The organism is Streptomyces sp. NPDC058620, from assembly GCF_042717135.1.
Lineage (GTDB): Bacteria > Actinomycetota > Actinomycetes > Streptomycetales > Streptomycetaceae > Streptomyces.
On sequence record NZ_JBHXQO010000057.1, the window covers coordinates 21386 to 38951 of the forward strand.

The window sequence follows — 17566 nt, forward strand, 5'->3', positions numbered from 1 at the left end:
TCGACAGCGCCTTCTTCCTTGACGAGTGTACGACGTACACCTATGATCGCCGCCAGGTGTACGGCGTACACCACCATTGAACGAGGGGGACCGAGAAGATGAGTCCGGACCGGAGAACCGCGGTGGCCGCCGGGTCGCTGTTCCTGCTGACCGAGGCCGCCGCGATAGCCGGGGCGGTTCTGTACCGCCCCCTGCTGGGCGCGGCGGAAGGCCGGCTTGCGCAAGGCGCCGACACGCGGGCGCTGCTCGGGGTGCTCTGCGAGGTGGTGCTGGTGGTGGCGATAGCCGGTACCGGGGCAGCACTGTTCCCCGTCCTGCGGCGCCACGGCGAAGGGCTCGCGCTCGGGTACGCCTTCGGACGGCTGCTGGAGGCGGCCGTCATCGCCCTCGGGATCGTCGCCGTTCTGGCGCTCGTCACCCTACGGCGGGACGCGGGGGCGGCGGCCGGCGCCGACGTCGCGCTGGCGGCCGTGCACGACTGGACGTTCCTGCTCGGGCCCAACATCGCCCTCGGCCTGAATACCGTCCTGCTTGCGTACCTGGCGTACCGCGCACGGCTCGTGCCGCGCTTCATCGCCGTACTCGGGCTGGTCGGCGGGCCGCTGATCTGCGCCTCGGCCGTCGCCGTGATGTTCGGGGCCTACGCGCAGCTCTCCGTGGCGGGGTCGGCCGCCGCGCTCCCGGTGTTCGCCTGGGAGCTGGGGCTGGCCGGGTGGCTGATCTTCAGGGGGTTCGGGCCCGGCTCAGGCGCCGCGTCCCGGGCGGACGGAGAAGTGGCTGATCCAGCAGGTGTCCGTCGGTGAGGGCGACCCGAGCTTGACGGCGGAGCCGTCCGGGGCGACGCGCCGGCGCTGCCCCGGACGGGACCGTGTGGGTGGGATGTGGCGGCGACGGCATTGCGGAGCTTCATGCGAGGATGCGTCCCTTCCGAAGATGATCAAAAGGTCGCTGCGGGGCCGGCCCTAACTACGAGGGCCGGCGAGCGGCGAATCGATTCGCCGCGGGCCGTCGGCACGGCGCGTCCCCTCATCACCACTCGTTCGGCTCAGATCCGCCGGAAGCGCCGCCAGGCGGGATCAAGGCCACGACTTCGGTCCCCGCGACCGTGTCCGCAGCCGGCTGGGGCGCGGCTCGCGCGGCGGACGGCCGCCGAAGTTCGACAGAGACGACTACGAGCAGCGGCACGCTGTCGAGTGCGGGATCAACCGACCCAAACGGCTCCGGGCCGTCGCGACCGAGTAAGACAAACTCGCCGTCCGCTACGAAGCGACCGCTACCCAGCGATGACCGCTAGCTGCGGGCCGCGAGCCGCAGCAGCTGTCTGCCAGCAGCCGCGAGCGTCGTACCTATGGTGGGGGCACAGTCGCGGCTGGGCGGTTCGCCGTCGTACTCGCTGGTGTCCATGTAGTAAGTCCGTTCCAAGCCGATGTGCTGCTGGTGCGGTATCTACCGCTTCACAGGGCGATGACGGCCCAGAGGCGACGGCCGTCAGGTCCGGTGTCGGTGCCACAGCCCGTTACGGCTCGGTGCGCGGTGATCTGACGCAGCACGTCCTCACCGTCCGTGTCCTGTCCGGCCGTCAGAGCGGGCTGGTGGGACAGGGCGACGATGCATGCCTGACCGTCCTGATCGGACACATGAACGCTGATACAGGTCCCGCCGTCGGCGACTGCTGTCTCGACGAGCATTGTCGTCACTGCCTCCACCGCCGCGACCATCGCCGGCCCCAGCACGTAGTGCCAATTGGCCAACTGCTCCAGAACCCCGGCACGGGCCTTCCCCGCAGCCCACGGGGCGGACTCCAGCTTCCAGTTCGTACCGCGCCGGTTCGCCATCGTCACCCCACGCCCGGGGCGCACCAGCGTGTCCTGCGACGGTTTCGGCGTTGTCGTAGTCGGCCGCGGAGGGGAGACGGGCCGCTTTGGGGGCGGCGGGGTCTTCGGCGGGTAGTCCGGGTGCTTACCGGATTCCAGTGACATGTAGCCCTCCCGAGGGTGCTGGGCGGTAGGGGCCGCTCTCAGCACAGATTAGGTGCAGGGGCGTGGGCGAGAGACCGGTTCGCCGGATGCCGTGTAGTAGCGGGCGCGGGGAGAAGCCACACGGACGGAGGCCAGGTATGACCGGTCTGGGACCATCCCCGCAGGCGCAGCGCCCCGGATCAACCGCCTCGTGGGAGGACGCGGGGCCATCCCCGCATTGCGAAATCGCAGCCCACGGGAACGCCGCGGAAACGCCCGGACGACAACGTCACCAGATCTTGGCTCATCGGGTCATCCTGGAGGATGCGCCAGGCCCGGTCGCCTGATTTCCATGCTGTGGGCAGGACCCGGCCGGCAGGCCGAGTGGAAAGATCTTGCCGTGGCTGGTGTGATCACGGCGTCGGAGCCACAACTGGCCCCGCTGTTCGGGGTGTCGAAGTCGGCCGCTGACCGGGTGATCGACCACCTCGGGCCGAAGCTCGCTCTGCAGCCACGCCGGCGGTTCGCCAAGGACGCTGTGCTGATCGTGGACGGCACCTTGGTGCCCACCCGCGATCACAAGGTCGCTGAGCAGTCGAAGAACTACCTCTTCTCAACGCCGGCACCCGCCTGGCCGTGATGGTCGGCCGACCGCTGCCGGGTAACCGCAACGACTGCCTGCCTGGGCGAAATCCGGTGCCAAAGCCGCCGTCGGCAACACCACGACCATCGCCGACGGCGGCTACCCGGGCACCGGGCTGGTGATGCCGCACCGATACGCGGACTCTCGCTCGCCGACGTCTCGTGGTTGCCGGTTTCGGGCGACGTTCCGAGGCATGCTGGTGGCGTAGCCGTAGCCGTGGTACCGGACATCGCGCGTGCCGCGACGGCCGAGGGACGCGCGACCTGCGTCCCGTGACAGGTGAGGGGCATCAGGTGGCGGACGACCGGCGAGCGGATCTGCCGCCCGGCGCAGAGGCCGGCGTACTTGCGGACCGCCTGAAAGAGCGCATCTACGCGACCATCACGATGATCGCCGTGGTGGTCGGCCTGTCCTTCGGTGACGTGGGTGCCTTCGGCGCCGTCGCCACGGTCCTGACGACAGCTCTGGGCCTGTGGCTTGCGGCGTTCGTCGCCGACCAGCAGGCGCACCGGACCGTGCACCGCCACGTCGCCACCGGCCGCGAGCTGCGCCGCATGCTGTACGTCAGCAGCCCCCTGCTGTCGTGCGCCGCGGGTCCGGCCGTGCTGATCGGCCTGGCCGTGCTGGACGTCCTGTCCCTGCACGCCGCGTTGCTGGCGGCGGCGGGCGTCGGCGTCGTCTCCCTCTTCCTTTGGGGCTGTCTGGGCGGGCTGCGCATGGGAGGCGGCGCCCTGGCGGCGGTGGTGGCGGGTCTCGCGGACGCGGCGATCGGTGTGGCGGTGGCCCTGGTGAAGACGGCTGCCGGGCACTGACACGGCGTAGTCACCGACGGCGGCAGCCGCCGGGCGGGGCTGCGCCCGGCGGCTGAACGACAGCCTGTTTCGCCGGAGCGGCAGCCGGCTGCCGGCCCGGGAGAGCAGGGGCTGCCCTGCCCTCCCGGGCCCTCTGCCTTCTACGTGGCCCGGACTCGCCGGACCAGTCCGGTCACCCCGTCCAGGACGAGGAAGGCGGCCAGGGTGACCCCGAGGACCGGCAGCGCCCAGCCGAGAAAGGCGACGGCGGGTATGCCCAGGATCAGTACGGGCAGCGGCAGCCGACGCAAGGCTCCGCGGGCCGGTGCCTTGCCAACCACCGCCTTGCCGTCGTCACGGGTCGGGCGGCGTTGCCACCACATGCGGTAGCCCCAGATGGTCACGGCGGTGATGCCGAGCGCGATCACGGCCAGCACGATCTGGTTGACGATCCCGAACAGAACCCCCATGTGCCCCTGCACACCGAGCTTGCTGAGCTTGGCCGGCAGCGGATAGTCCGCCCACCGGCTGTGGGAAGTGACCTCGCCCTTCTCGGCGTCCACGGCGACCTGGTCGTAGTGCACCGGCCAGACGTTGTCGCCCTGCGCCACAACCCACGCGCCCCTGCTGTCGGCGGGAGGCGTTACCTCCACCGTGCCGCCAAGACCGGCGTCCCGAGCCACGGCCAGAGCCGCGTCGAAGTCGGCCGGATCCGCCGCAGCGGGCTGTTGGGCGGCGCCGTGGCCGGCGTGCTCCCCGCCCTCGCCCTCTGCGGGCGGCTCCGCGCCCGGAAGCGTTGTGTCCAGAGCCGGGGCATGGCCCTTGGCCGCATCCAGCAACTGCCCGAATCGCTCGCCCGCATAGTGCGACCACGTCAGACCGGTGGCGCTCAGAAAGAGCAGACCGAGTGCCAGCCACACACCCGTGGCCGCATGCCAGCCGCGCGTGCGGCGCACACCCCGGGCGGAGCGGTCGGGCAGCAGAACGCCCCGCGCGGACCTGGCCCGCTGTCCGCGGCTGCGTCCGAGCCAGAGCACGAGACCGCCCGCGACGATCACCCAGAGCCAGCTCGCGGCGACCTCCGAGTAGAGGCGGCCGGTCTCGCCCAGGTGCAGATTGCGGTGGAGGTCGTCGAGCCAGGTGGTGAGCGGCGTCGAGCCGAACCACGTGGTCAGCTCGCCCCGCACTTCGGCGGTGTACGGGTCGACGAACACGGTCCGCTGTTTGTCACCGAGTTCCGGCAGAGACAGCACCACTCGCGTGGTGTCCTCCGGTCCGGGCGGGGTGATGACCGAGGCCAGGCTGCCCTCCGGGTGGGCGGCCCGGGCGGCGGCTATCTGCTCCGCCAGCGGACGCGGGGCCTGGCCCACCGTCTCGACGCGCAGCTGGTCGCCGTAGACCAACTGGTCCAGCTGTGGTGTGAAGGTATAGGCGAGCCCTGTCAGGGCGGCCACCATCAGGAAGGGGGCGATGAACACGCCGGCATAGAAGTGGAGCCGGACGAGGAGGGCCCGTACGCCCTGCCAGGAGCGGCCGTTGCCGGGATCGGGCACAGGGGGCGAGGCGGGCTCCGGTGCGGTGACCGCGCCCGCCACACCGGCGGGCGGAGCGGTGATACGACCGTGGTCGTCTTGTGATGGTTCTTCTGTTCTCGAAGGCATGCGTAGTCCTCGGTGAGATGGGTCCGCCCGGTAAGCCGGGGGACGCCGCGAAGTCGGTGGTGGCGTTTCCGCAGGGGTGGCGGTGTGACGCGATTACCCCGGCTCAACTCCGCCCGTACGCATGCCTCATGTGCGCCGGTGATCAGCCGGCGCGGGAGAACACAGAAAGGGGACCGTCAGGCCGGGGCCGCAGACGGAGGGCCCCGCCGGGCCCGGGAACGAGCGAGCAGCACCCCGAACCGGGGCTGCGCCGACGACTGGGGTACGGGCCGGTGGCGTGGGGTGACAGGGAGGACAAGGGGATCGCGGAAGCAGAGGGCCGGCGCGAGCAGGGCGGCCAGCCCTCGCAGGACACGCTCTCCGTAGATGACGCACACCGCGGCCCCGAACGTGGCGACCGCGTGGGCCAATGTCATGGCGGGGGACATGAAATGCCCGACGCCGGCCCCGGCCGTGTCCGCCTGAGGCATGCCCGCGTGCTGGCCGGCCGCGTGATGTGCCGCGTGCCCGAAGGTCATTGCGTGGCCGCCGGGCATCGAGAGGTGATGGAGCGCAAGGTGGAGGGCGAACTGCGTCCCGCCCAGGGTCAGCGCCGTGACATCGAAGCGGCGCCGTCGGCCACCGAAGAGCACGACGCCCATGACCGTGAGCCCGGCGAAGAGGAGCGCCAGAGGGCCTGCGCCCGGCAGCCGTCCACCGGCCGAGACATGGCTCACAGCGCCCAGAAGCAGGCATGCCGAAGCGCAGAGCAGCCCTCTCCTGGTCCGCCCGCCCCACCGTCCCGTTCCCTGCATCGGCACAACCTATCTCGCATGCACACGGCGGTGAGTAGGTGTCTGCACGGTGCAGCGAGTCGCCGTGACGGAGTTGGCGTCCCCCGCGGCGGGAGCCACCACCGCGACCGATAGCGGTTGTTGTGCGGTAGGGAGGTGCGTGCGCGGCCCAGTGCGGAGTCGCACGGTGCCCGGCACCGGACAGGACTCGGCCCTTGCGGCCATGACGGGATCCGAGTCCGCGGAGGGGATCCGCAGGCTGATCACACTCCCCTTGGCTCTGTTCACGAGGGCGGGGTTCTGGCACACATTCCGTTTGCGCCGTGAGGCACTGTTGGTTCGGGTGGAGGTGCAAAACCTGCACCAACCCGCTGTCGCAGCAGTCGGTTTGAAGCTGGGGGCACCTGATCCGGGTGATGCCGGGGAGGGCGAGAGCGGCCTCCACCCCTGGCCGTTTCACGAGCCAAGCGGCCAGGCTGGACGCCTCCCGGGCGGGCACCAGGTCCACTGAACGCCGACTTTCGACGTCGACCAGGACAGTCCCGTAGTGACGCCCTTTGCGGGTCACGTACTCATCGACGCCGACCACCCGCGGGGCTGGAACTTCGGGGTCGAGTAATCGACGAAGCCACCGGTCAGCTGGTTGCCGTCAATGCTGCGTGCGCGGTGGTGAGGATGTCCTCGGAGAGCGCGGAGCCATTGGTGGCTCGGGCTAGGACGAGTGCGCCGAGCATGGTGCATAGCCGGGTGATGCCGTCCTGGTCCTCGGTGGCGAGCACCTCGGCGAAGTCTCCCACTCCCTGGGTGTAGACGCGACGGGCCTCGCGGTCTCCTGGTTCGCGCGCCATGTCGGTGGCGAGCGCGGCGACCGGGCACCCGTCCGCCACGCTGTCGCGGTGCTCGATCGAGAGGTAGGCGTCGATCAGTGCTTGCTGGGCGGCTTCGCGCTGTCCGGCGTACTGCTCGAGTCCGTCCTTGTGGTGCTGGGTGAGTTCGTCGAACGCGTGGGCGGTGGCTTCGTCGACGAGCGCCTCTTTGGAGACGAACTGCTTGTAGAAGCCGCCGTGGGTCAGGCCGGCCGCCTTCATCAGGTCGGCAACGCTGACGCGGGTGCCCTGTTCCCGGAACAGTCGGGAGGCGGTTTCCACGACCCGCCGGCGGTTTTCCTCCGCTTGCGCTTGCGATACGCGGCCCATCAGCCACCTCCCGGTTGGATGTCGGTTGGCATCTATCTTAGACTAAGATTTAGATTGTCTTCATAATCTAAATCTGCGGGCGGCCTCATGCTCGCAACGCTGGGAGTAGTCATGGAACTGAAGGACGCGGTCGCGGTTGTCACGGGTGCTAACCGGGGGCTGGGGCGGCATCTGGCCGCTCAGCTCGTGGAGCGCGGAGCGAAGGTGTACGCGACGGGCCGCCGACCCGGGACGGTGGACCTGCCGGGTGTCACCCCACTGGGGTTGGACGTGACGGACGAGAAGTCGATCCGGGCCGCGGCACGCACCGCGTCCGACGCGACGCTGTTGGTGAACAACGCGGGCATCTCGACCGGCACGCCGCTGATCGCGGGCGGTCTGGACGCGGTGCGCCTGGAGATGGAGACGAACTTCTTCGGTCCGCTCGCCGTGACGCGAGCTTTCGCCCCCGTCATCGAGGGCAACGGCGGCGGGGCCGTACTCAACGTCCTGTCCGTCCTGTCCTGGCTGCATCCGGCCGGCCTCGGGTCCTACGCCGCGGCAAAGGCCGCGGCCTGGGCGCTGACCGACGCGGCCCGGGAGGAGCTGGCGCCGCGCGGCATCACCGTCTCGGGGCTGTACGTCGGATACATGGACACCGACATGGCCGCGGGTGTTCCCGCCGATCAGAAGACAGCCCCTGCCCATGTCGCGGCACAGGCTCTGCGAGGAATCGAGACAGGTCTGCCCGAGATCCTCGCCGACGAGGCCACCCGGCACGTCCGGCAGAACCTGGCCGCTTCACCGAGCCCGGCCTGATGCAAGCGCACCACCGCACCCCCATCTCACCGACTTCCTGGAGTGAGGAAACCTGATGCGTTACACGACCTTCGGACACCGGACCGGACTGCGCGTGTCCGAGTACGCGCTCGGCACCGCGAACTTCGGCACCGGCTGGGGCGCCGGCGCCGAGCCGGACGAGGCACGCCGCATCTTCGACCGATTCGCCGAAGCGGGCGGTACCTTCCTCGACACCGCGGACACCTACCAGTTCGGCGAATCGGAAGAGCTGACGGGGAAGTTCATCTCCGCCGACCGGGACCACTTCGTCCTGGCCACCAAGTTCGCCCTCGGAGCCGCGCAACAGCCGAGCGTCTCCAGGACGGGCAACAGCCGTAAGAACATGGTCGCCTCGGTGGAGGCCAGCCTGCGGCGACTGGGCACCGACTACATCGACCTGCTCTGGGTGCACTTCCCCGACCAACTCACCCCCATGGAAGAGATCCTGCGCGGGCTCGACGACCTGGTGAGGTCCGGCAAGATCCACCACGCCGCCCTGTCCAACTTCCCCGCCTGGCGAGTCTCGCGCGCCATGACGCTCGCGGACCTCAAGGACTGGGCGCCCGTCGTGGGCATCCAGATCGAGTACAGCCTCGTCGAGCGCACCGCCGACCGCGAACTCCTGCCCATGGCCGAGAGCCTCGGACTCGGTGCTGCCCTGTGGTCACCGCTCGGCGGCGGACTGCTCACCGGTAAGTACCGCCGCAGCGCCAAGGGGCGCCTCAGCGACCTGGGGGCGGTCATCCACACGGAGAGCACCGACCAGAAGACCGCCGTCGTCGACTCAGTCCTGGCCATCGCCGAGGAGACCGGCGTAACGCCTGCCCAGGTGTCGGTGGCCTGGGTACGGGAGCGTGCCGCCCGGTCCGCGACCGCGCTCGTCCCGATCATCGGGCCGCGCAACCTCACCCAGCTCGACGACTACCTGGGTGCTCTCGACGTCCACCTGACGCCGCAGCAGTTCGCCAGGCTGTCGGAAGTCAGCGCGGTGCCCCTCGGAGTTCCCCACGAGGCGATCGCCGGGTCTCTGGGCGGCATCCAGGGAGGCGACTCCAGCCGCATCATCGCCCCGGCCGCACCGGTGGACTGACGTCTCCCGCATCGGCGAGGGGCCCAGGGAAAAGAAGTAAGTACCACAAAGTGTCTCGTACGGGGAGAAGTCCCGGACGGACAGAGATCCCGCCCCACGTGGACGGGGAACGGAGACGACGATGAAGACCTTCATGATCGAGCGGTACGGTGACAAGGCCGGGGTGCGGGCCGGTGAGATGCCCGACCCGCAGGTGGGCGCTGACGACGTACTGGTGCGGATTCACGCGGCAAGCGTCAACCCGCTGGACCTCAAGCTCCGCGACGGAGCCCTCAAGGCCTTCCTGCCGTACCGTCTCCCGCTCGTCCTGGGCAACGACCTCGCCGGGGTGGTGGTCCAGGTGGGAGCGGCCGTCACGCGGTTCGCGGCAGGCGATGAGGTCTACTCGCGGCCCGACAAGGACCGCATCGGCACGTTCGCCGAACTCATCGCGGTCCACCAGGACGACGTGGCGATCAAACCGGCCACGCTCACCATGGTGGAGGCCGCGTCCCTCCCGCTGGTCGCCCTGACCGCGTGGCAGGCGCTGGTCGAGCGGGCGCAGGTGCAGCCGGGCCAGAAGGTCCTGATCCACGCGGGTGCCGGCGGCGTGGGCACCATCGCCATCCAGCTGGCGAAGCAGTTGGGCGCGCAGGTGGCCACCACCGCGAGCCCGGCCAAGGTCGACCTGGTGAAGGAGCTCGGCGCGGACGTCGTCGTCGACTACAGGAAGCAGGATTTCGCGACGGTCCTCGACAGCTACGACGTCGTCTTGGACAGTCTCGGCGGCGAGACGCTCAAGAAGTCCCTGCAGGTACTCAAGCCTGGCGGGAAGGCCATCAGCGTCGCAGGACCTCCCGACGCGGCCTTCGCCCGCGAGCTGGGCGCGAACGCGATCCTCCGACTGGCGATGAGCGCGCTGAGTTTCAGGACCCGGCGCCGCGCCAAGCGCCGCAACGTGACGTACTCGTTCCTGTTCATGCAGGCCAGCGGCGACCAGCTGCGCGAACTCGCGCCGCTCATCGACGCCGGGAAGATCCGTCCCGTCGTCGACCGAGTCTTCCCATTCGATCAGACCCGGGAAGCCATGGAGTACGTCGAGAAGGGCCGTGCGAAGGCCGGCAAGGTCGTCGTCACGATGACGTGAGGGCAAACCTTCACCAGATAACCGTGTGAAGCCCCCTCAGCCAACGAGAAGATCGCCCCCTCTACCGCTATAGGACCCGGTCATGACTGCACCGCGGAATTCCTCCATCCCCACCCCGTCGTCGCACCAGAGCGCGCCGACCCGTTCTGTGTCCGTGCGCGGCGTCGATTTCGTCTACCGGCAGCTCGGACCGGAGGACGGCGTACCGCTGATCCTCCTCAACCACCTGGCCGCGGTCCTGGACAACTGGGATCCACGCGTCATCGACGGACTCGCCGCCCGTCGCCGAGTGATCACCTTCGACAACCGTGGAGTCGGCGCGTCAGGCGGTACCACGTCCGACACCATCGAGGCGATGGCCCACGACGCTGTGCTGTTCATCCGGGCCCTCGGGTTCGACCAGGTCGACCTGCTCGGCCTGTCGATGGGCGGATTCATCGCCCAGGTCATCGCGGCAGAGGAACCGCACCTCGTGCGCAAGATCATCCTCGCGGGCACGGGCCCCGCCGGAGGCCCAGGCATCGACAAGGTCACGGCACTCGCCATCCGCGCCACGCTGAAGGGAGCCTTGACCCGCCAGGATCCGAAGCAGTTCCTCTTCTTCACCGACACCAAGGGTGGCCGACGGGCAGGACATGCCTTCCTGGAACGGTTGAAGGAGCGCACGGACAACCGCGACAGAACCATCTCGCTTTCGTCCTTCCGCGCCCAACTGAAAGCCATCCACCGATGGGGCCTCCAGGCGTCGGCCGACCTGTCGCACATTCACCATCCGACCCTCGTGGCAAACGGCGAGAGCGACCGGATGGTGCCCAGTGAGAACACACTCGACCTGGCCGCACGGCTGCCCCAGGGCGAACTCGTACCTCTCTACCCCGACGCCGGACACGGCGGCATCTTCCAGTACCACGAGGAATTCGTCCCACAGGCGCTTGAGTTCCTCGAATCGTAGCCAGACCGGGGGCTCGACACCGATCCGCTCGCGGGCCATTCTCCCTGCATCCACCCGGACCGGATTGGACGGCATTCCAGCACCACGGGTGCCCGCCGAGGCAGGCTCCTCCTCCGCGCAGGCAGCCTGTGCCCGTCTCCCCAGGGACGGCCCAGGACCTCCGAGGTCCAGTCGACATGGTGGTCCGTCTCGTGCATCTGTTCCGCATCTCGTCCACTCCTCGGAACTCACCGCTGACGGAGAGAGGAGGTCTGGGGAAGCGGACACGGAGGGTGTTCGCCTGTCTCCGGTTGTGCATGCTCAAAGGCTATGAAGATCCCCCTGTGAATTTCCGGCAGCGAGCCCGTTCTGATGCCAGCCTCGCGTCATCAGGAGCCAGTTGAGTCAAACTCTGGCGTCCCCCTCTCGCGCGCCTCCGGCGGAGGGCCCGCCGGGGAGTCGGCTCCCTCGCGCCCGTGCCGTCGCGCAAGACCGCCGAACCAGCCAGAGCAGAAAGTGCGGAGCGCAGGATCCGCAGCTCAGCAAGGGTGCGCCCAGCGATCCTCCACGTGCGCAAAATGGTCTGTCGCTCTGTGTGTACGGCTCCTTACCATCGGACACAGTCTGCGGAGGAGGCGGTTTGGACGAGCGTCGCGTACGCAATGTGTTCCGAGGACAGTCACGCCGAGTCGAACAGTGCCACGGGGGCAGCGGCCACGTTGAGGTCTTCCGGCCCTTCGAACGCAGGCCGGACGGACTTCAGGTGGACTTCATCGATCTGGCGGTCGTCCCACCCGGCTCGGAGATCGGCCGTCACCGTCACGGGGACGATGAGGAGTGGTACGTCGTCCTGGAGGGCTCGGCCACGATGCTGCTGGAAGGCGAGGAGTTCCCCGTGTCGGCGGGCGACATCGTCGTCAATCCTCCCTTCGGTGAGCACGGTCTGCGTAACGATTCGTCGCGGGACGTCCGTCTGTTCGTCTTCCAGGCGAGCCATTGAGCAACACGGAGCCGCCCATGTCCCGCCTGTACCTGGTCGCGGATGTAGGGGGTACGACGTTGCGCACCGGCTGGGCCGAGGCGGGTTCCGCCGCGGTACTCGGCGTACGACGCCAAGCGGTGGAGGGCATCGCCCGGTTCCCTGCCGCACCGGTCGCGGAGCTGCAGGCACGCGTCGTGGACCAGCTCGTGCGCGTCCTTCGAGAACGACTCCGGGCCGCGCCACGTCCTCCGTCGGCCGTGGCGGTCGCGTTCGCCGGTCCGGTCGACGGAGCCGGGGTGATCAGCGACGCACCGACGGTCTGGGGACGGCGCGGTCCTGCGCTGCCCCTGGCGGAGATCCTCAGCAGCGAAGTCGAAGTTCCCACGCGGGTGCTGAACGACGTCGCCGCGGCAGGCTGGCGCTATGTCGCTCCAGCGCCTGCGGACGAAGACTTCTTCTGCATGGTCACGGTGAGCTCCGGGGTGGGGAACAAGGTCTTCCGAGGCGGTGAGGTGCTGCTTCCGCACGATGGACGGGGCGGTGAGATAGGGCACCTACGGGTGGACTTCTCACCGAACGCCCCGCCCTGCGACTGCGGAGGACAAGGGCACCTGGGGGCCATCGCCTCAGGCCGCGGAACGCTGAACGCCGCCCGGACACTGGCCGCTACCCTTCCCCGCTCCTTCGCACGCTCCGCACTGCACGCGGCCTGTGACGGCGAGGCGGCCCGGCTGACGGCCCACCACGTCGCGTCGGGCTTTCGAGGCGGCGACACCTTCGCTGTCCGGGCCGTGACCCCCGGGGTGAGACATCTCGCGCGCGTACTGGCTGCCGTGAACGCGGCCCTGGGAGTGCGGCGGTTCGTCGTCATGGGAGGGTTCGCCCGTGCGGCTGGCCCCGCGTACCTGCGTCTCCTCGGCGAGGAGATGGCCGAAGCCGTGGGCCTCGCAGTGGCAGCCGGAGAAGTCCCGGCCATGGTCCACGCGGCGGCACCGGACGACGATGACGGACTGATCGGCTGTGTCTGCTACCTGGACCGGCACGGCCACCACGACGCCGACGGCCATCCCCTTCCCGGTTTCTCCCCGACCGTCGCCACCGCACCCTGACACGACCCTGCTCCCGCCGCCCGTTTCCTGATCCCAGCCGCCGAAACGAGGTTCCCATGCCTATGCCCATACCCGCCGATCCCCAAGATGTCGCCTACCACGAACTGGGCCCGGACCTGCTGGTCAGGGGTGAGGGGATCCGGGTGTGGGACGACCAGGAGCGGGAGTATCTGGACTGCGTGGCCGGTACGTTCAACCTCCTCCTGGGACACAATCACCCGGCCGTGGTCGCGGCCGTCAAGGAGCAGTCCGAGCACCTCATCTTCGCGAGTTCCGCGTTCCAGACGGCTCCCACCAACCGGGTGATGCAGCTCTTGGCGGAGCTCGCACCGCCCAACCTGACCCGGGTCAATCTCCGAAGCTGCAGCGGGTCGACGGCGAACGAGGGCGCTATCAAGATCGCCCAGTTACACACGGGCCACCGGGACGTGGTGGTGCCGTTCCGTGGCCAGGTCGGACAGTCCCTCGCGGCGACGGCGTACAACGGACTCGCGCGGATGCGCGCACCCTTCCCCCAGCACCATCCCGGCGCCCTGCACGTCCCCGATCCCTACTGCCGACGCTGCTTCTACCGTCAGAGCCCCGACAGCTGCGGCATGTGGTGCGTGGACCGCATCGACGACTTCCTGACCTACGCGGGCTCGGGCAGCACCGCGTGTGTGATCATCGAACCGATCAGCGGCGTCGGCGGGAACGTCGTCCCCCCGCCCGGATATCTGCAACGGCTGCGGGAGTTCTGCACCGAGCGCGGGATCGTCCTGATCTTCGACGAGATCCAGACGGCGTTCGGACGGACCGGCCAGCTGTTCGCCGCCGACCACTTCGGCGTCCAACCGGACATCATGACGGTGTCCAAGGGACTGACCGGCTCGGGCCTGCCGCTGGCCGCCATCGTCACCGAGGAACGCTTCGTCGGCATGGAGCGCTCGCTGCACGGCTTCACGTACGGCGGTCACACACTGGCCGCGGCGGCCGCGGCGGTCACCCTGGAGATCGTGAGCCGGCCGGAGTTCCTCGCCCAGGTACGAGCCGTCGGCGCCCTGCTCCTCGACCGGCTCCTGAAGCTCAAGGACGAGCACCCTTGCGTCTTCGACGTACGGGGAGTCGGTCTCATGCTGGGCATCGAGGTGGCCGAACCGGACGGAACACGCTCCTCGCAGCTCGCACACGCCCTGCACCGGGCCCTGTCCGAACGCCGCGTCATCACCCGCGTCTCGGAGCACGGCCAGGGCAACGTCATCGAACTGCGACCCCCGCTGATCCTCACCCCCCAGGACGCCCACCTGATCGCCGACCGTTTCGGCGAAGCCCTGGAGGCACTGCAACGCACGGTGCGCTGACCCGCGCATCCCCGCCTGTTCGTCCCCGACGCCGCCACGAGAGGGAATCATGAGCCTGCCCCCCGGCACCCACGTGATCCACGACGCCATCGCGCTTCCGGCACCCCACGACACCGTCCGCGCCCGTGCCGTGCACCGGGCCGAGTACCCGGTGGTGCAGGCGGACAGCGTGGAGGAAGCGGTGAAGCACCTCCGCACCGTGATATCGGACCAGAGAATCGCCCTGGTCACGGACGGCACCGTCGCAGCGTTACACGGCCGGGAACTGCGGCACGAACTCCACCGGCAAGGGGTGGAGGCCACAATGACCTCCATCGCTCCCGGCGAGGAGAGTAAGACCATGCGCACGGCCGAACGCCTGCTCGACTGGCTGGCGGACAGCCGGATACGCCGACGCGACCTGCTCGTCGCCTTCGGCGGCGGAGTGGTCATCGACACCGCCGGCTGGGTCGCCAGCGTCTACATGCGCGGCATGCCGTACGTGAACCTGCCGACCACCCTCCTGGCGGCCGTCGACGCCGCCCTGGGCGGAAAAGTGGCGGTCGACCACCCGCAGGCCAAGAATTTGATCGGAGCCTTCCATCAGCCGACCGCGGTCGTCGCCGCCACCCCGTGGCTGTCCACCCTCCCCGCTCGGCACGTGCGGGCCGGACTGGCCGAAGCCGTCAAGAAGGGTGTCATCGCCTCCCCTGCCCTCTTCGACTTGATAGAACGAGACCTCCCCAAGATCCTCGCGCTGGACCCGGCGACGCTGCACCGACTCGTCCACGCTTCCGCCACGGTCAAGTGCGCTCTCATCGACCGCGACCCGTACGAGGAGGACCTGCGACGCCCTCTGAACTTCGGGCACACCATCGGTCACGCCGTCGAGACGGTCACCGGGTACGGTCCCGTCCTCCACGGCGAGGCCGTCGCGTTCGGCATGGCCTGTGCCGCGAGGATCTCCCTCGCGCGCGGCTGGATGACCGGCACCGCTCACACGCGTCTCTTGAGCGTCCTCCGGCAGGCCGGCCTGCCGTGCCGCCGGGAAGAACTTCCGGCACCCACCGGTACCGAGGCGGTCCTCGCCGCCCTCGACAAGATCCGTCTCATCCGGGACGGTCACCTGCGCTTCGTCCTGCCCGTCGACATCGGCGTCACCGCCATCACCGACGACGTCACCGACGACGAGATCCGGCGGGCCCTCACCTGGTCGCCGAGCCCCCACAGCACCCAGGCGGACACGGCCACCATTCCCGCGCGGCGGGGCGGGGAGACCACCGCTGCCGCTTGACCGGGTGTCTCGCGGTGGGCGTGGAGCGCGGGCGCCACCTCCTCCACACCTCCGCGTGCGGGACGAACAGCCCCTCCCTCACCTTTCTTTCCCCCAGGAGATTCCATGGTCGAAGAAGCCATCGGCATCGATGTCGGCGGCACCAAGACCCTTGCCGTCTGCATCCGGTCGGACGGGACCGTCGCGGCACGCCTCCGCAAACCCACACCGCACACCGGGCCCCGCGATCTCCTGGAACTCCTGACCAGCCTCACCGACCGCCTGCGTACACCCAGCACGTCGGCCATCGGCGTGGCACTGCCCGGCCTGGTCGAGTCCGCCACCGGCGTCCTGAGGCACGCCCCCGGCTTCCCCTGCGACGACATGCCCGTCCGCCGCCTGATGGAGGAGGCGGGAGGACTACCGGTGTGCACCGACAACGACGCACGCGCCGCGGCCTGGGCCGAGTACCGCATCGGTGACGACCGCGAACATGACGACATCCTCGTGATCACGGCGGGGACCGGCTGGGGGTGCGGTGTCATCGCCGGTGGGCGGCTCCTGAGAGGGTCCCAGGGCTTCGCCTGCGAAGTGGGCCATCTGTTCGTCGACCCGGACGGCCCCGCCTGCTACTGCGGCCGCCGCGGCTGCGCCGAGGTGAGCGCCGGCGGAGGAGCCGTGAGCCACCACGGCCGGGCCGCCGGCTTCCCCGATGGTGAATCGGTGACCCAGGCCGCCCGCGAAGGCGACCGCAACGCCATGAAGATCCTGCACACCGTCGGTAAGGCGCTGGGGCGCGGCGCCGCCGCCCTCGTCGACCTCCTGGACCCGGCCGTCGTCATCGTGGGCGGCGGGGCCGCCGACGCCGGAGAAATACTGCTCGCACCCGCCCGCACGGCCATGCGGGAAGCCCTGACCGCTTCACGACTCCGACCGGGCATCCCGTGCCTTGTCCCCGCCGCGCTGGGAAACAACGCGGGCGCGATCGGCATCGCCCTTCTCGCTCTCGACCTGCGACTTCCACGCTCCAGGTAGGCATGCCCCGCCACGGCCACTCCGAGAGTGGAAGCACTCAACGAGTGCGGCCCGCGGTCCGGGGCGCGGACACCGGCCGGGGATCCTTAGATCGCCAACACCGCATCATCGTCCAGTACCACTGGCAGGCGGCAGACAAGCGGTACTCGCTCAGCGACAAGAATGCCAAGATCGGCGCCATCACGGCGTACTGCCGAAGCGTCCCCCGCAGCCGCGATCTGACCGGCGCCCGGCAGCACGGAATCATCGAGACCCTCGCCGATGCGGGACTCAAGTGTTGGGCGGATAGGCGCATCAAGGAGCCGGCGGAGCCGTTCGAGTCCCGTTACGGGGCCGCCGCCTCAAGCGGTGGAAGCGCCAGCACAACAGCAGCTACGCGAAGATTCGCTGTCTCGGCGAACAGGCCATGGCCACCCTGAAGGACTGGCGGCTGCTCCAAAAACCTCCGCTGCAGCACGAACCGGATCACCAACATTGTGAAGGCCGTCCTTGTCCGTCACCACGTAACGAGCTGAGGTTGGAAAGGGCTCAATGACCGCACGCGTCGGCGGACGGCCCCGGCGGATAGCGGACCGTGGAAGACGAAGTGGCCCGGAACACTTGCATCCCAGGCCGCGTGCGTGGGGCAGCCGAAGCTCCTGGGGTAGTTGCAGGTCTCAGCCGTCTCAGCCCGCGGTCGTGGGGTTCGCCGGTTCGGCGGTGTGGCGGTGTTCGGCGTTGATGCGCTGGGCTTCTTCGAGCTGGTCTTCGAGGATGATGATGCGGCAGGCGGCCTCGGTGGGGGTGCCCTGGTCGACGAGTTCCCGGGCGCGGGCGGCGATGCGCAGCTGGTAGCGGGAGTAGCGGCGGTGTCCGCCAGG

The 17566-nt window shown here is 69.4% G+C and carries 15 protein-coding genes and 3 pseudogenes; 13 read left to right on the forward strand and 5 right to left on the reverse strand.

What is annotated here, in order from left to right; translation table 11 throughout:
* Window positions 1–98 precede the first annotated feature (98 nt).
* Complete coding sequence (locus ACFWSK_RS31690; protein WP_383793737.1) at window positions 99–803, forward strand: DUF4386 domain-containing protein; 705 nt, start codon at window positions 99–101, stop codon at window positions 801–803.
* Window positions 804–1454: 651 nt separating this feature from the next.
* Here the strand turns inward: ACFWSK_RS31690 and ACFWSK_RS31695 are convergent.
* Complete coding sequence (locus tag ACFWSK_RS31695) at window positions 1455–1859, reverse strand: hypothetical protein (protein WP_383793740.1); 405 nt, start codon at window positions 1857–1859, stop codon at window positions 1455–1457.
* A gap of 529 nt (window positions 1860–2388) precedes the next feature.
* Between ACFWSK_RS31695 and ACFWSK_RS31700 the strand changes: the two are divergent.
* Window positions 2389–2734, forward strand: a pseudogene (locus ACFWSK_RS31700) (IS5/IS1182 family transposase); the annotation flags it as partial.
* A 160-nt stretch (window positions 2735–2894) separates the two neighbouring features.
* Window positions 2895–3413, forward strand: coding sequence for a hypothetical protein (locus tag ACFWSK_RS31705; RefSeq protein WP_383793742.1), 519 nt, complete (start codon window positions 2895–2897; stop codon window positions 3411–3413).
* Window positions 3414–3553: 140 nt separating this feature from the next.
* Here ACFWSK_RS31705 and ACFWSK_RS31710 read toward each other — a convergent pair whose 3' ends face one another.
* From ACFWSK_RS31710 to ACFWSK_RS31720, 3 genes are all read right to left on the reverse strand, one after another.
* Window positions 3554–5053, reverse strand: a complete 1500-nt coding sequence (locus tag ACFWSK_RS31710) for a PepSY-associated TM helix domain-containing protein (protein ID WP_383793745.1) — start codon at window positions 5051–5053, stop codon at window positions 3554–3556.
* A 176-nt stretch (window positions 5054–5229) separates the two neighbouring features.
* Window positions 5230–5769 (reverse strand): hypothetical protein, encoded by a 540-nt coding sequence (locus tag ACFWSK_RS31715; RefSeq protein ID WP_383793748.1) that lies wholly within the window; start codon window positions 5767–5769, stop codon window positions 5230–5232.
* A gap of 692 nt (window positions 5770–6461) precedes the next feature.
* Window positions 6462–7022 carry a TetR/AcrR family transcriptional regulator gene (locus tag ACFWSK_RS31720; RefSeq protein WP_383793751.1) on the reverse strand — a complete coding sequence of 187 codons (561 nt, stop codon included), beginning with the start codon at window positions 7020–7022 and terminating at the stop codon, window positions 6462–6464.
* A 111-nt stretch (window positions 7023–7133) separates the two neighbouring features.
* On the opposite strand from ACFWSK_RS31720, the gene ACFWSK_RS31725 reads away from it, so the two are divergent.
* The 10 genes and pseudogenes from ACFWSK_RS31725 to ACFWSK_RS31770 all read left to right on the forward strand — a co-directional run.
* Entirely contained in the window at window positions 7134–7820 is a 687-nt protein-coding gene (locus tag ACFWSK_RS31725) for an SDR family oxidoreductase (RefSeq protein WP_383793754.1), read from the forward strand.
* 55 nt (window positions 7821–7875) lie between these two features.
* On the forward strand, window positions 7876–8931 hold the full coding sequence (locus ACFWSK_RS31730; RefSeq protein ID WP_383793756.1) for an aldo/keto reductase: 1056 nt from the start codon (window positions 7876–7878) through the stop codon (window positions 8929–8931).
* A gap of 121 nt (window positions 8932–9052) precedes the next feature.
* Window positions 9053–10057 carry an NADP-dependent oxidoreductase gene (locus tag ACFWSK_RS31735; RefSeq protein ID WP_383793759.1) on the forward strand — a complete coding sequence of 335 codons (1005 nt, stop codon included), beginning with the start codon at window positions 9053–9055 and terminating at the stop codon, window positions 10055–10057.
* An 82-nt stretch (window positions 10058–10139) separates the two neighbouring features.
* Complete coding sequence (locus ACFWSK_RS31740) at window positions 10140–11009, forward strand: alpha/beta fold hydrolase (RefSeq protein WP_383793762.1); 870 nt, start codon at window positions 10140–10142, stop codon at window positions 11007–11009.
* A gap of 742 nt (window positions 11010–11751) precedes the next feature.
* Window positions 11752–11988, forward strand: coding sequence for a cupin domain-containing protein (locus ACFWSK_RS31745; protein ID WP_383793764.1), 237 nt, complete (start codon window positions 11752–11754; stop codon window positions 11986–11988).
* Between the two features lie 17 nt (window positions 11989–12005).
* Entirely contained in the window at window positions 12006–13079 is a 1074-nt protein-coding gene (locus ACFWSK_RS31750; protein ID WP_383793767.1) for an ROK family protein, read from the forward strand.
* A 56-nt stretch (window positions 13080–13135) separates the two neighbouring features.
* Complete coding sequence (locus ACFWSK_RS31755; protein ID WP_383793769.1) at window positions 13136–14419, forward strand: aspartate aminotransferase family protein; 1284 nt, start codon at window positions 13136–13138, stop codon at window positions 14417–14419.
* Between the two features lie 49 nt (window positions 14420–14468).
* Window positions 14469–15692, forward strand: coding sequence for a 3-dehydroquinate synthase (aroB, locus tag ACFWSK_RS31760; RefSeq protein ID WP_383793772.1), 1224 nt, complete (start codon window positions 14469–14471; stop codon window positions 15690–15692).
* Window positions 15693–15797: 105 nt separating this feature from the next.
* Window positions 15798–16706, forward strand: a complete 909-nt coding sequence (locus tag ACFWSK_RS31765; RefSeq protein WP_383793774.1) for an ROK family protein — start codon at window positions 15798–15800, stop codon at window positions 16704–16706.
* A 215-nt stretch (window positions 16707–16921) separates the two neighbouring features.
* Window positions 16922–17221 (forward strand): annotated as a pseudogene (locus ACFWSK_RS31770) (transposase family protein); the annotation flags it as partial.
* A gap of 150 nt (window positions 17222–17371) precedes the next feature.
* On the opposite strand, the pseudogene ACFWSK_RS31775 reads toward ACFWSK_RS31770, so the two are convergent.
* Window positions 17372–17566: pseudogene (locus ACFWSK_RS31775) on the reverse strand (MerR family transcriptional regulator); the annotation flags it as partial.